The sequence below is a fragment of the Dyella thailandensis genome (genome assembly GCF_050749815.1).
Classification (GTDB): Bacteria; Pseudomonadota; Gammaproteobacteria; order Xanthomonadales; family Rhodanobacteraceae; genus Dyella_A.
Genome location: NZ_CP192735.1, coordinates 248,489 through 261,543, shown reverse-complemented (window position 1 = coordinate 261,543; position 13,055 = coordinate 248,489). Strand labels below are relative to the sequence as shown.

16 protein-coding genes are annotated in these 13,055 nt (G+C 69.2%); 8 read left to right on the top strand and 8 right to left on the bottom strand.

All coding sequences use genetic code 11. The features are described 5' to 3' along the window. Positions 1–13: 13 nt before the first annotated feature. The gene (locus ACQVBX_RS01135) at positions 14–766 is read right to left on the bottom strand and encodes an anti-sigma factor family protein (protein WP_431636065.1); all 753 of its coding nucleotides are present in this window, start codon (positions 764–766) and stop codon (positions 14–16) included. Further along, positions 763–1,278 (bottom strand): sigma-70 family RNA polymerase sigma factor, encoded by a 516-nt coding sequence (locus ACQVBX_RS01130; RefSeq protein WP_431636064.1) that lies wholly within the window; start codon positions 1,276–1,278, stop codon positions 763–765. Before ACQVBX_RS01130 ends, ACQVBX_RS01135 begins: the two co-directional genes overlap by 4 nt. A gap of 134 nt (positions 1,279–1,412) precedes the next feature. Between ACQVBX_RS01130 and ACQVBX_RS01125 the strand changes: the two genes are divergently transcribed. Together ACQVBX_RS01125 and ACQVBX_RS01120 are read left to right on the top strand one after the other, a co-directional pair. Next, positions 1,413–2,498, top strand: coding sequence for a catalase family peroxidase (locus ACQVBX_RS01125; protein WP_431636063.1), 1,086 nt, complete (start codon positions 1,413–1,415; stop codon positions 2,496–2,498). Continuing rightward, complete coding sequence (locus tag ACQVBX_RS01120) at positions 2,495–3,070, top strand: cytochrome b (RefSeq protein ID WP_431636062.1); 576 nt, start codon at positions 2,495–2,497, stop codon at positions 3,068–3,070. The genes ACQVBX_RS01125 and ACQVBX_RS01120 overlap by 4 nt, the downstream gene beginning before the upstream one ends. Before the next feature lie 285 nt (positions 3,071–3,355). On the opposite strand, the gene ACQVBX_RS01115 is transcribed toward ACQVBX_RS01120, so the two are convergent. Together ACQVBX_RS01115 and ACQVBX_RS01110 are read right to left on the bottom strand one after the other, a co-directional pair. Next, positions 3,356–3,820, bottom strand: a complete 465-nt coding sequence (locus ACQVBX_RS01115) for a DUF1348 family protein (RefSeq protein ID WP_431636061.1) — start codon at positions 3,818–3,820, stop codon at positions 3,356–3,358. Positions 3,821–3,888: 68 nt separating this feature from the next. Then, on the bottom strand, positions 3,889–4,821 hold the full coding sequence (locus ACQVBX_RS01110) for a cupin domain-containing protein (protein WP_431636060.1): 933 nt from the start codon (positions 4,819–4,821) through the stop codon (positions 3,889–3,891). A 133-nt stretch (positions 4,822–4,954) separates the two neighbouring features. Between ACQVBX_RS01110 and ACQVBX_RS01105 the strand changes: the two genes are divergently transcribed. Further along, positions 4,955–5,491: a carboxymuconolactone decarboxylase family protein gene (locus ACQVBX_RS01105; RefSeq protein ID WP_431636059.1), complete on the top strand. Its 537-nt coding sequence runs from the start codon at positions 4,955–4,957 to the stop codon at positions 5,489–5,491. 57 nt (positions 5,492–5,548) lie between these two features. Here ACQVBX_RS01105 and ACQVBX_RS01100 read toward each other — a convergent pair whose 3' ends face one another. Beyond that, a complete protein-coding gene (locus tag ACQVBX_RS01100; RefSeq protein ID WP_431636058.1) occupies positions 5,549–6,298 on the bottom strand; it encodes an SDR family oxidoreductase in 750 nt (249 codons plus the stop codon). Between the two features lie 118 nt (positions 6,299–6,416). On the opposite strand from ACQVBX_RS01100, the gene ACQVBX_RS01095 reads away from it, so the two are divergent. After that, on the top strand, positions 6,417–7,331 hold the full coding sequence (locus ACQVBX_RS01095; RefSeq protein ID WP_431636057.1) for a LysR family transcriptional regulator: 915 nt from the start codon (positions 6,417–6,419) through the stop codon (positions 7,329–7,331). Between the two features lie 307 nt (positions 7,332–7,638). Then, positions 7,639–7,821 carry a hypothetical protein gene (locus tag ACQVBX_RS01090; RefSeq protein ID WP_431636056.1) on the top strand — a complete coding sequence of 61 codons (183 nt, stop codon included), beginning with the start codon at positions 7,639–7,641 and terminating at the stop codon, positions 7,819–7,821. Between the two features lie 533 nt (positions 7,822–8,354). Here the strand turns inward: ACQVBX_RS01090 and ACQVBX_RS01085 are convergent. Next, entirely contained in the window at positions 8,355–9,149 is a 795-nt protein-coding gene (locus tag ACQVBX_RS01085; RefSeq protein ID WP_431636055.1) for an SDR family NAD(P)-dependent oxidoreductase, read from the bottom strand. Positions 9,150–9,416: 267 nt separating this feature from the next. Between ACQVBX_RS01085 and ACQVBX_RS01080 the strand changes: the two genes are divergently transcribed. Beyond that, a complete protein-coding gene (locus tag ACQVBX_RS01080) occupies positions 9,417–10,982 on the top strand; it encodes an ankyrin repeat domain-containing protein (RefSeq protein WP_431636054.1) in 1,566 nt (521 codons plus the stop codon). A gap of 41 nt (positions 10,983–11,023) precedes the next feature. On the opposite strand, the gene ACQVBX_RS01075 is transcribed toward ACQVBX_RS01080, so the two are convergent. Further along, a complete protein-coding gene (locus ACQVBX_RS01075) occupies positions 11,024–11,230 on the bottom strand; it encodes a hypothetical protein (protein ID WP_431636053.1) in 207 nt (68 codons plus the stop codon). 106 nt (positions 11,231–11,336) lie between these two features. Then, positions 11,337–11,666 carry a hypothetical protein gene (locus ACQVBX_RS01070; RefSeq protein ID WP_431636052.1) on the bottom strand — a complete coding sequence of 110 codons (330 nt, stop codon included), beginning with the start codon at positions 11,664–11,666 and terminating at the stop codon, positions 11,337–11,339. A gap of 216 nt (positions 11,667–11,882) precedes the next feature. On the opposite strand from ACQVBX_RS01070, the gene ACQVBX_RS01065 reads away from it, so the two are divergent. Both ACQVBX_RS01065 and ACQVBX_RS01060 read left to right on the top strand, forming a co-directional pair. After that, the gene (locus ACQVBX_RS01065) at positions 11,883–12,317 is read left to right on the top strand and encodes a DUF6326 family protein (protein WP_431636051.1); all 435 of its coding nucleotides are present in this window, start codon (positions 11,883–11,885) and stop codon (positions 12,315–12,317) included. Positions 12,318–12,343: 26 nt separating this feature from the next. Then, the gene (locus tag ACQVBX_RS01060; RefSeq protein WP_431636050.1) at positions 12,344–13,054 is read left to right on the top strand and encodes a DUF4386 domain-containing protein; all 711 of its coding nucleotides are present in this window, start codon (positions 12,344–12,346) and stop codon (positions 13,052–13,054) included. Position 13,055: the final 1 nt, after the last annotated feature.

Sequence of the window (13,055 nt, the reverse complement as noted above, 5' to 3'; positions counted from 1 at the left end):
CGGCTCCGCCCGCTCAGATCGACGAGGCCTTCGCGCGTGCAGCCACCTGCGGATCGGAGCCGTCGTCGCGGCTGACCATGGCGTAGTTGTAGCCCTGGCCGGACCAGTACTGCGCGAGCAGGCCGCCGTCGGCGCGCTCACCGCTGGGCAGCAGGTGATTGCGCGGGCCGGGCGGGCGCACGTAGAAGCTGATCGCGTGACCGGCGGCGTCCTGAAAGAAGACCATCGCGGCAGGGCCCTGGTCGGTGGCGAACAGCCGGCCGCCGACGGCGTGGAAACCGGCGCCACTCAGGTCCGGCAGTCGCGCGGCGTGGGCGAAGTGGGCGTCGAGCCAGGCCTGCATGTCACCGTCGCGCTGCGGCACCACATCCGGGCGCGCGGCGTGATCCATCGCCACCAGGCGGTAGGCCTGCATCGCGTCGGCCATCGGCGCCGTGCCCGCACCGCGCAGGCCGCGGGCCTGCCAGCCACCGAAGCCACCCAGCCCCAGGCAGAGCATCGCTGCCGCGGCGAACGCCACGCGCTGCAGCCGGCGCTGGCGACGACGGCGGCGGATCGCCCACGGGTTCAGCGCGACGTTATCCGGCAGCGTCTGCGTGCCGCCGATCGCCGTGCGCAACCGATGCGCATCGCGCTGCCAGGCCTGCACTTCGCTGGCGCGCTCCGGATGGCGCGCGAGATACAGCTCCACCGCGGCGCGACGCTCGCCCTCGAGGCGGCCGTCGACGTAGGCGTGGATGTCGTGTTCGCTGGGTGTCGTGGTCATTTCAGCAACCGCAGGGAAGGGGTGGGAAGTTCGCCATCGCCGTAGCGGCGCATGGCCTGGCGCGCGCGCGACAGGCGCGACATCACGGTGCCGATCGGCACCTCGAGGATGTCGGCGACCTGCTGGTAGCTCAGGCCCTCCACCGTCACCCACAGCAGCAGGCTGCGCTGCTCGGGGGTGAGGTGTTCGAACGCGGCCAGCGCCGACTGCGCCAGCAGCTCGCGCTCGGCCGAGGGCCACTGCGGCTCGTCGTCCTCGCGCAGGCGGCCGAGCAGCCAGGCATAGCGTTGCGCGCGACGCCGCGTGTCGAGGAACTGGCGGTAGAGGATGCGGAACAGCCAGGCGCGCAAATCGCCGTCGTCTCGTTTGACCGCGCGCGTGGACAGCGCCCGTTCGAGCGTGGACTGCACCAGGTCATCGGCGCTGGACAGGTCGCGGGTCAGCCACAGCGCGAAGCGCCGCAGGCGCGGCAGCAACTCGCTCAGCTGGTCATCGAACGCGTGGATGGACATGGATCGGGCCGCGATGGTTTCGCCATGCAGGACGCCGCAGGAAGGAAATTATTCCACGGCGCGGGAATAAATCCGCGCGACCGGCGTCTGGCTGGTGTCACCACCCAAGGCCGACCCGGCCCGGAGCCCTCCCCATGCACGATCCCCAACCGCCCTCTCGCCAACCGCGCAACGGCCTGCGCTGGACACTCATCGCCGGCGCCGTCGTCGTGGCCGGCGGCGCCTTCGCCTATGTCGGCGGCTGGCTGACGCCGCGCCGGCTCACCGCGGAGCGCCTCGTCGACCAGTTGCAGCACAACGGCGGCGGCGTGCATTCCGGCTACCGCCGCAACCACGCCAAGGGCGTATGCGTGGCCGGCTATTTCGAGGGCAACGGCAAGGGCAGCGCGTATTCCACCGCCTCGGTATTCGCGGCAGGGCGTACGCCAGTGGTGGGCCGCTTCGCGATTCCTGGCGGCAACCCGTACGCGCCGGACAGCAGCGTGCCGATCCGCAGCCTGGCGCTGCGCTTCAACCTGCCGAACGGCCAGCAGTGGCGCACCGGCATGAACAGCATGCCGGTGTTCCCGGTGGCCACGCCGCAGGCGTTCTACGCGCAGCAGCTCGCCAGCCAGAAAGATCCGGCCACCGGCAAGCCCGACCCGGCCAAGCTCGCCGCGTTCTTTGCCGCCCATCCGGAGACGGCCGCGTTCCGCGCCTGGGCCAAGACCGCCAGGCCATCCGCCAGCTTCGTCACCGAGAGCTACTACGGCCTGGACGCGTTCTATTTCGTCGACGCACAAGGCGAACGGCACGCGGTGCGCTGGCGCGTGGTTCCCGAAGCGACCGGTGCGCAACCGGCCCCCGCCAGCGACAACTACCTGATCGGTGATCTCAAGCAACGGCTCGCCGCGAGTCCGCAGCGCTGGCACCTGCTGGTGACCCTGGCCCACCCCGGCGATCCCACCGACGACGCCACCAAGGCATGGCCGGCCGATCGCACCACCCTCGACGCCGGCACCCTGGTGCTCACCAGCGAGCAACCGCAGGAAAGCGGCCCGTGCCGCGACATCAACTACGACCCCACCGTGCTGCCCGCCGGCATCGCCCTCTCCGACGACCCGCTGCTGAGCGCTCGCTCGGCTGCCTACGCCAGCTCCTATCTGCGCCGCACCAGCGAGGAAGCGCATGTCCCGGGCACCACCGCACCCACCCACGCCCAGCCGGAGGCCAACCGATGAGTACCGTCCGCACCTTCAGCCTGCCCGCACGTGTGCTGCACTGGTCGATGGCCGTGCTGATTCTGGCGATGCTGTTCATCGGTGTCGGCATGGTCGCCACGGTGAGCGAGAAGCATCAGTGGCTGCTGGCGATCCACAAGCCGCTGGGGATCGCGATCCTGTTGCTGGCGATCGCGCGGCTCGTCGTGCGGCTGCGAAATCCGCCGCCGCCCTTGCCCGCCGACCTGCCGCCGCTGCAGAAGCTCGCCGCGCACCTCTCGCACTGGCTGCTGTACGCGCTGATGATCGCCATGCCGCTGATCGGCTGGGCGATGCTGTCCGCCGGCGGCTATCCGGTGATGCTCACCAGCAGCCTGCGCCTGCCGGCGATCCTGCCCGAGAACGCGTGGGCCTTCGCCTGGCTGCGCACCGCGCACGGCGTGCTCGCCTACCTGTTGTTCTTCACCTTCCTCGCGCACATGGGCGCGGCGCTGTACCACGGGCTGATCCGACGCGACGGGGTGTTGCGCAGCATGGTGTGCAACCGCCCGCGCATGCCGGCCCCGACGCCGGTCGACGCCACGCCCGAGTAATGCGGCCCTGCGCTGGCGGGATGCCAAAAGCATCGCCCGCGAGCGGGCTCCTACAAAAGCCGACGAGCGCGTGGCACCGCGTGTAGGAGCCTGCTTGCAGGCGATGCTTTTGGAAGGCACAAGGCGAAGAGCATCGCCCGCGAGCTGGCTCCTACAAGAGACGACGAGCGCGTGGCGCCGCGTGTAGGAGCCTGCTCGCAGGCGATGCTTTTGGAAGGCACAAGGCGAAGGGCATCGCCCGCGAGCGGGCTCCTACAAAGGAGGCGGTAAACGTGCGGGCGGCGGTCAGAAACCCAGGTCGCTCAGGCCCGGGTGATCGTCGGGGCGGCGGCCTTGTGGCCAGTGGTATTTGCGGTCACCCTCGGCGATCGGCGCGTCGTTGATGCTGGCGATGCGCAGGCGCATCAGGCCGTTCTCGTCGAACTCCCAGTTCTCGTTGCCGTAGGCGCGATACCACTGACCGCTGTCGTCGTGGAACTCGTAGGCGAAGCGCACCGCGATGCGGTTGTCGTGGAACGCCCACAGCTCCTTGATCAAACGGTATTCCAGCTCGCGCTGCCACTTGCGGGTGAGGAACGCTTCGATCGCCTCGCGCCCTTGCAGGAACTCGGCGCGGTTGCGCCAGCGGCTGTCGGGCGTATAAGCCAGCGCCACCTTGGCCGGGTCGCGGCCGTTCCAGGCGTCTTCGGCCAGACGCACTTTCTGTTTGGCGGTGTCTTCGGTGAACGGGGGCAGCGGCGGACGTTGCATCAGGGATCTCCTCGGGCGGCAGGCGCAAAAGTGTGCGCGCCTGCGGAGTGCCGCGCCAGCCGCGCGAGCTAGACCTTGGTCGCAGGTGCCGGCTCGCCGCTGCGGCGCCGGAATGCGGCAGGGCTGATGCCATGCACGCGCTTGAAGGTCTTGCCGAACGCGGCGCGCGAGGCGTAGCCGCAGGCCTCGCCGATCCGCTCGAGCGAACGCGGCGTCTCGCGCAGCAGCCGCGCGGCCAAGTCCATGCGCAGCGCGGCGACCACATCCATCGGCGTCATCGGCGACAGCTCGGCAAAGTGCCGGGCGAAGCTGGCGCGCGACATGCGGCTGGCCTCGGCGAGCCGCTCCAGCGTCCACGGCTCGCCGGGCGCGGCGATCACCGCGGCCAGGGCGGGCGACACCCGCTCATCCATCAGCAGGCCGAGCAGTCCCTGGCGCAGTTCGCCCTGCTCCATCAGCGTGCGCACCACCAGCGTGAACAGCGCTGCGGACAGGTTCGCGATCACCGCGTCGCCACCGGGCGAGGTCTGCAGACTCTCGCGTCGCATGGTGTGCATCAGCGCGTGCAGACCCGCGTAGTCCTCGCGCCACTGGGTCTGCAGGTGCACCACTTCGGGCAGCGCCTGCAGCAGCAGGGCGTGGTGTTGGCCCAGCTCGAAACTGCCGCAGAGCACATCGAAATCGCTGTGCGGCGCCTCGCTTGCCACTTCCACCAGCCGGCCCAGCGGACGTCGCACCTCGGCGAAAGTCAGCGTGGCGCCGTCGGCATGACGCATGGTGTGCGCGGCGCCGCGCGGAAACACCACCAGGTCGCCGGCCACGAATGGACGCCGCTCGCGCCCCACCTCCAGCACGCCCTCGCCGGCCAGCACCACGTGATAGGGCACCTGGCCCGGCGGTGCCTGCTCACTGGGCACCGACCACGCGCCGGCGAAGCGGCACAGCAGGTCCACCCGCCCGCGCAGACCCATCGATGCCACCAACGCGCTGAGACTGTCCATCGGCCACCTTGAGACGAACGAAACCAAGATCGAGACGCGCGGAACACGGGGGTGGGCCGGCGATGCCTAGCATTTTCACCACCGGCAGACGCCTTCGGCAACGCCGCCTCTTTCTCTCACAGGAGTAATCGCCATGACCCGTTTGCACACCCTCGCCTACGACCAGGCCGATCAGGAAACCTCAGAGCTGTTTGCCACCATCAAGCGCAGCATCGGCAAGCTGCCGAATGTCTACGCCACCATCGGCAGCAACTCGCCCGCCGTGCTCGCCCATGTGCTCGGCACCGGCGCCACGCTGGCCAAGAGCTCGCTCAGCAAGCGCGAGCAGGAAGCGATCAACCTCGCCGTGAGCGAGGCCACCGGCTGTGACTACTGTGTCGCCGCCCACACCATGACCGGCAAGATGGCCGGCTATACCGTCGAGCAGACGCGCGAACTGCGCGCCGGCGCCTACGCCGAGGACGCGCGTATCGACGCACTGGTGAAGTTCGCCCTGCACCTGGTGCAGCAGCGCGGCACGCTGGATGCCGACGCGGTCGAAGCACTGAAGGCCGCCGGCTTCGACGACCGCCAGCTGGTGGAGATTCCGCTGGTGGTGAGCGCGATCCTGTTCACCAACATGGTCAACCGCATCAACGACACCACGCTGGATTTCCCCAAGGTGGCGTAACGGCCCCACCACGTTCCACCTGATTCCGGGCGCCCCACGGCGCCCGGTTTCGTTGCGTTACAGCTGGCTCATGCCGCCGTCGACAATGATCTCGCTGCCGACGATGAACGCCGACTCCGGCGAGGTCAGGTGCAGCACGGTGGCGGCGATCTCCTCCGGCGTGCCGAAGCGGCCCAGCGGCACCTGCGCCTGGATCTGCGCGGCGGTGGCTTCCAGCGTGGCTTGGTCAAGGCCCAGCTTGCCGTACAGCGGCGTGGACACCGGCCCCGGGCTCACCACATTCACGCGCACGCCGCGCGGCAGAAGCTCGGCCGAGAGCGTCTTGGCCAGCGTGATCAATGCCGCCTTGCTCGCCGCATACACCGAGGAGTTGGGCATGCCGATGTGGGCGTTGATCGAGCCGTTGATGACGATCGACGCGCCGCTGGCGAGCAGCGGCAGCAGCGCCTGCAGCTGGAAGTAGGCGCCCTTCACGTTGGTGTCGAACACCTGGTCCCACAGCGCCTCGTCCACCGCCTCGAACGGGGCGAACTTCGCGCTGCCGGCGTTGAGGAACACGCCGTCGAGCCAGATCGATTGCGCGGCCAGATCGCTGGCCAGCTGACGCGCCTGGGCCAGCGAGCCGGCATCGTTGCGCAGCGCGATGGCCTTGCCGCCGAGCTGCGACAGGGCAGCGGCGAGCGCTGTGGCATCGCGGCCGGTGATCACCACGCGGGCGCCTTCGGCGGCAAAGGCCTTGGCCGCGGCCAGGCCGATGCCGCTGCTGCCGCCGGTGACGAGGATGGATTTGTTGGCAAAACGGTTCATGACGAACTCCTTGGATGGTTTGACGTTCGGAAGGTTTTTTGAACGTGAGCCCATGCTGCGCCGTCACCTGCGACATGCCGTACCATCGCGTCGACGAACTCGTTCGAAGAGGTTGCACATGTTGTCCGAGGACGAACTGGCCCTGCTGGAAGCCATCCGCGAAACCGGCAGCCTCTCGCGCGCCGCCGCCCGACTGGGACGCGCGCCGTCGACCGTGTCGCACGCGGCGCGGCAGCTGGAGGCGCGGTTCGACGCCCTGCTGTTCGACCGCCGCCGCTATCGCCTGCAACTCACCCCGGCCGGCCACCTGCTGGCGCAGGAAGCCGCGCGGCTGATGCACGACGTGACGCGCCTCACCCGCCGCGTGAAGCAGGTGGCCGGCGGCTGGGAAGACCGACTGCACATCGTCACCGACGAAGTGCTGGAATTCGACACGCTGCTGCCGGTGATCCGCGCGTTCGACAAGCTCGAATCGGGCGTGAGCTTGCGCATCACCCACGAAGTGCTGGGCGGCACCTGGGAGGCACTGCGCGAAGGCCGCGCCGACCTCATCGTGGGCGCCACCAATGAGCCACCGGCGATCGCGCAGCTGCGCTGGTTCGAGCTCGGCCGCATGGAATGGGTGTTCGCCGTGTCGCCGCGGCACCCACTGGCCAAGGCCGCCGAGCCGCTGACGCAGGATGCGGTGGGCGCGCACCGCTCGATCGTGGTCGCCGACTCGGCGCGCAGCGCGAGCCGCGGCTATGGCGTGGTCGGCGGCCAGGCGACGCTGGCGGTGCCCAGCATGCGCGCGAAGATCCTCGCCCAGTGCGACGGCCTGGGCGTGGGCTGGCTGCCGCGCCATCGCGTGTCGACGCTTCTCAAAAGCGGCGCGCTGCTGGAAAAGGCGATGGCCGATCCGCGCGAACCGAATGTGCTCTATGCCGCGTGGCGCGGTGACCATGACGGTCGCGCGCTGGCCTGGTGGCTGGAGCAGATTCGTCAGCCGCGGTTGGCCAGGCGGTTGATCGATGGGGTGCCGGTGGTGGGTTGAGGGTGTTCAGCCGCTCCTGGCCAGCGGTGGCCGACGCACCGGCCCAATCTTTGTTCTGCAAAGTTTGCTCAGAAAAGCAAAAGCGCTTTCGTTCGCCTTCGGCGACCGAGTCACTTTCTCTTGGTCGCCAAGAGAAAGTAACCAAAGCGAAGGCGACCCTCCTCGGCACTTGCCGGGCTACGCCCGACAAGTCCGTGAGCCGCGGCCGGGCTTTTCGACAGGGCTCCTGCCCTGGCGAAAAGGCATCGGCATCCATGCCGATGCCCCTACGGGCCTGATCGTCCACGGCTCACTGCCTCACAAGGGCGTGGAGATCAAGATCAAGATCAAGATCAAAGGCAACAGGAACAGCAACAGCCACAGCAGCGGCTACCGCCTCACCGCCTCACCGCAGCATCAGCACCAACATCAGCACAGACAACAACGCAAAGGCGATGGTGATCGCGTGAGCGATTGCCGAGCCTTTGCGCGCGACGCGCGCGGCTTTTGACCTTCCCTCCCCTCTGCAGCGGCGGCCGGGTGGAGGATCAGCCCGAAGGGTGGCCGGCAGGGATGCCGGCCAGTTTGGCGTCAGTCCATGGATGGACTGTCGACAAACCCCGCAGCCCGGACGCGTACCTCACCGGTCGCAGACCGGTGAGGCGCGGAAGCGGGGTGGCCTTTCTCTTGGTTACTTCTCTTTACTCCGGGCATCCTGCCCTCCGCCTTCGGGTCGGCTTCGCCGTTCGCGCCCGTTCCGGACGGGCGCGTGGCCACACAAAGAGAAGTAACTCGCCCTCCGAAGGAGGACGAAACGCTCTTTGCCCCTGGCCCGGCTTAACGGAAAGGAGCCAAGATCGAGATGGATTCCCGCGTGCGCGGGAATGACGACGGTGAGGGGCACGGGAGACGTGGGAAGACGTGGCCCTCCTCCCCGGGAGGGAAAGAAGGCAGGAGAGCGAGTGGCGTGCCGCGTGCGGCAAGAAGCGTGGGGTCTACGTGTCACGCCAAAGCGCGCCCGAAAATGGAACTCCGAGCACGCGCTCAAACAATCGACCGCACCACCCCTCCATCCACCCGCACCGCCGCCCCCGTCGTCGCCGACGCCTGCTCGGAGGCGAGATACACCGACAGGCTCGCCACCTCCTCCACCGTCGCCAGACGCTTGATCAGGGAACTGGGCCGCTCGGTGGCGATGAACTCACGCTCCACCTGTTCGGCGGGCACGCCGCGGCCGGCGGCGATCTTGGCGATGAACTCGTTGACGCCTTCGGAGCGGGTCGGGCCGGGCAGGATCGCGTTGACCGTCACGCCGGTGCCGGCCAGCGTTTCGGCGAGGCCGCGCGACACGGCCAGCTGCGCCGTCTTGCTCATGCCGTAGTGGACCATCTCCACCGGAATCTGCACGCCCGATTCGCTCGAGATGAACTGGACGCGTCCCCAGCCGCGCTGCGCCATGCCCTGCGCGTAGTGCCGTGCGAGGCGCACGCCGCTCAGCATGTTCACCTCGAAGAAGCGCTGCCAGTCCTCGTCCGGAATCTCGAAGAACGGCTTCGGCTCGAAGATGCCCAGATTGTTCACCAGGATGTCCACCTCGGGCATCACCGCGACCAGCTGCGCGGCGCCCGCGGCCGTGCCCAGGTCAGCGGCCACGCCGGTGAGCTTGGCCTGCGGTACGGCCTGGCGGATCGTCGCGAGGGCCTCATCCACGCGCGCCTGAGTGCGGCCGTTGACGACGACGTGCGCACCGGCGCCGGCCAGACCCTGCGCGATGGCCAGCCCGATGCCGGCGGTGGAGCCGCTGACGATGGCGGTGCGGGAGGAAAGATCGATATGCATGGGGAGATCCTTTCAGGAAGTGGGTGAAGTCAACGCGTCCGGACTGCGCCGGGCATTGGACGTGCCCAAGACTGACGAACTGGGTACCGCCGCGATGCTTTCAAGCACGCTTGCGCCGCGGCCGCGTTTGCTATGCTCCCGCCCCGGCGTTGCAAGCCGCCACCGGGTCCGCGGAAAGGGTTCAACCCACTTGTCGAACGCTCGCCACCACCAACCTTTGTGCAGCCGAGATTGCGGACCTTCGGCACCTATTGCATGGAGGTTGTCATGAACGAGCTTCCCGCCCGTCCGCACCTGGATCACCTGAAGAAGCAGGCCAAGTCCCTGCTCGACAGCGTGCGCCATCGCGATGCCGACGCACTTGAACGTATGCGCCGCGCCTTGCCCGCCGCGTCCGGCCTCGACCACGCCGCGATCGCCGCCAGGGAGTGGCGGCTGCACGATGCGCAGTCCTGCGTGGCGCGCGAATACGGCTTCGAATCCTGGACGCAACTGAAGGATTACGTCGCCCTGCAGTCCGCTTTGGCCGACACCGCCGCACGTCGACAGCAGTGGCAACGCTGGGCCTTCGGGCACGGCTACCAGCCGGCAAAGCCGCATCTGGCCGAACGCCTGCTGCGCGAGCATCCGCCGTTGCTGGAGGGCGATCCGGTACTGGCCTGCGCGATCGGCGATGTCGCCACGGTGCAGGCAGCGATCGCCGCGGACTCCACCTGGGCGAACACTGCGCGCACCGGCAACGGCATGGCGCCGCTGGTCTGCGCCACATTCTCCGCGCTGGTTTCGCTGCCGGCCTTCGCCGCCGGCATCCGCACCTGCGTCGACCGCCTTCTCTCGGCCGGCGCCGATCCGAACGTGCGCTGGCATGACCCGCAGTTGCCCGACGATCCGGTCAGCGCGCTGTACGGCGCTGCGGGACGCAACCATGACGTGGCGATCACCCGGCGCCTGTTGCAGGCAGGCGCCGACCCCAACGACAACGAGTCGCTGTACCACGCCGCCGAGCTCGCCGACCCCAGCCTGGTAGGCCTGCTGCTGGAGGCCGGTGCGCGCGTCACCGGCAGCAACGCGTTGTTCCGCGCGCTCGATGGCGAACGGCCCGATACGGTGCGTCTGATGCTCGCCCAAGGCGGCGACCCGAACGAACCTGGGCCGGGCGGCTGTCCGCTGTTGCACGCGATCCGGCGCCGGCGCTCGCCCGAGGTGATCGGCCTGCTGCTCGATGCCGGCGCCGATCCCTCGGTGCGCAACGCGCACGGCGTCAGCGCGCTGCGGTTCGCCCGCTCCCTGGGGCTCGACGCCGTGGCCGAGCGGCTGCTCCAGGCCGGTGCCGCACCGGAGACCCCGAGCCCATCCGACGCCCTGCTCGCCGCCTGCGCCCGGGCCGACCGTGCCGCGGTGCGCCGCCTGCTGAACGAGGCGCCCGGCATGATCGGCCAGTTGCACCCGGCCGAACTGCGCCTGCTGCCGGAACTGGCCGCCACCGGCCAGGACGAAGCGGTGCGGGTGATGGTGGAAGCGGGCTGGCCCATCGCCGCCCGCGGCGGCGACATCGACGGCAGTGCGCTGAACTGGGCGGTGTTCCGCGGCAACGCATCGCTCGCCCGCTTCCTGCTCGCCCACGGCGCCCACTACGACGAACGCCACGGCTACAACGACAACGTCTACGGCACGCTCAGCTACGCCTCCAACGCCGAAACCACGCCCGGCGGCGACTGGCTGGCCTGCGCCCAGGCGCTGATCGACGCCGGCTCGCCCGTGCCCGACAAGCGCTACGCGTTTCCCGAGGAGATCGCCGCGTATTTCGATGGGTTGCGCGACACGAGCACCTGAGCAAAGCAGAGGGCGATGGCGGAGCGCCGGAAGCGCCCACGTCAGCCCAAACGTGCTGTCAGAAGCGACGCTGCGTCACCGTCGTCACTGCCAAGCACGCGATCCCACACGCGGTCGATCTCGCCATCGGCCAGCGCTTCGTAGGCGGAGCGCCCGCCGAAGGCGCGCTGGCGGTCGCCCAGGTGCTGGGTGGGCAGCACGGCCAGGGTGGCGTCCTGGCGTTCCAGCGTGGCGAAGGCAGCGAGCATCGCCTCCTCGCGCTAGGCGGTGAGACGGGCGAGTTCGTCGGCGATGGAGCGAAATCGATGCTGTGGCGTCACGGGCGCTACCTCGTTAGGTGATGGCGACGGCGGCTCAGCCGCGCGCGCCGGCGCGGATCGCTTGCAGGAAGGCAATGACCACCGGCGCGCGCCCCATCGCCACCAATTGTTCGGCGGTGAAGTGACCGAGCTCGGCGATGCGCGTGTGGCGGTACCAGTCCATCACCCACTCGGGCTCGGGCTCCAGCCTGGCGGCCACGCGCAGCACGGCCAGCGCGGCGGGAATGGTGCGCACCATGGTGCTGTAGCCGTACTCGCCGAGCGGGGCGATCGGCTCGTCACGGGGATCGTCGCCGTGCACTTCGAGCAGCCAGGCGCGCAGCGCGCGGGGCGATACGGGGTGGATCGAATAGGCGACGGCCATCGACAACCTCCCTTCCGGTGAGGGTTCACCATAGGCCGCCGGCGCAGGCGCGCACTTGTACGTTCTTGCTCGGCATACGCCCGGGCGGCTGCATCCGCGGCCGTCGCATCCGGGCCGCCCGGCCGCACGTGACCTCCGCCACATCCCGCCCGCTCGGCGCAGGCACTAGGCTGGCGCCCCGGCAGCATCCACGGCACCTGCAAGGACACGGCACGCATGGCCAAGGCAAGCACCCCGCTGGACGACCCGAAGATCAACGTGAAGCTCAGGCTTTCTGGGCTGTGGGCATCGCTGATGTTCTGCTACGTCTACGGCGACTACTTCGGCCTGTACGTGCCGGGCAAGCTGTCCGGCATGCTCGCCGGCCGCATGGCACCGCTGGGCGCAGTCACCCCGAACGTGCTGCTGGGCACCTCGGCGATGATGGCCGTGCCGGCGCTGATGGTGTGCCTGGCCCTGCTCCTGCCGGCGGCCATCAGCCGCTGGATAAACGGACTGCTGGGGCTGGCCTACGCCGCGATCCTGCTGATGACGATGCCCGGCGCGTGGTCGTTCTACGTGTTCTTCGGCGTGATCGAGATCGCGCTCTCGCTGACCATCGTGTGGACGGCGTGGCGCTGGCCGCGCCGCGCCTGCCTCGTCGAAAACTGACCGCGCCAGCCGCCCGAGGGACTGCCATGCTCATCGACAACAGCCAGCTCAATGCCAGGCGTCACGCCCGCCTGGCTGGCGCGATCTACCTGCTGAACGTGCTTACCGGCCTCTTTGCGCTGGGCTACGTGCCGGCCCAGACGGGCGGCCACGGCGATGCGGTGACCACCGTGCAGAACATCACCGCGCATGAAGCGCTGTTCCGCGCCGGCATCGTCGCCGGGGCGATCTGCTACCTCGCCTTTCTGCTGCTGCCGCTGGTGCTGTATCGGCTGCTGGGTGCCACGCATCGCGTGGCCGGCGTGGCGATGGTGACGTTGGCTACGGCCAGCGTGCCGATTGGTTTCGTCACCCTGGGCCACAAACTGGATGTGCTCACCCTGCTCGGCCACGCAGCGTGGCTGCAGCCGCTCAGCGCCAACCTGATACAGACGCAGGTGATGCTGGAGCTCGACGCCTACGGCAACGGCTTGCTGCTTGCGCAGGTGTTCTGGGGCCTGTGGCTGCTGCCGTTCGGCTGGCTGGTGATCCGCGGGCGTCAGCTGCCGCGGCTGCTCGGCTATCTGCTGGTGCTCGGCGGCCTCGCCTACGTGGTGGACTTCGCCGCGCAGCTGCTCGTGCCCGGCTACAGCGATACCGCCTTCGCCAGCTACGTGACGACGCCCGCGGCGCTCGGTGAAATCGGCACCTGCCTGTGGCTGCTGATCGTCGGCGCCCGGCCGGCCGCCACGGCATAGC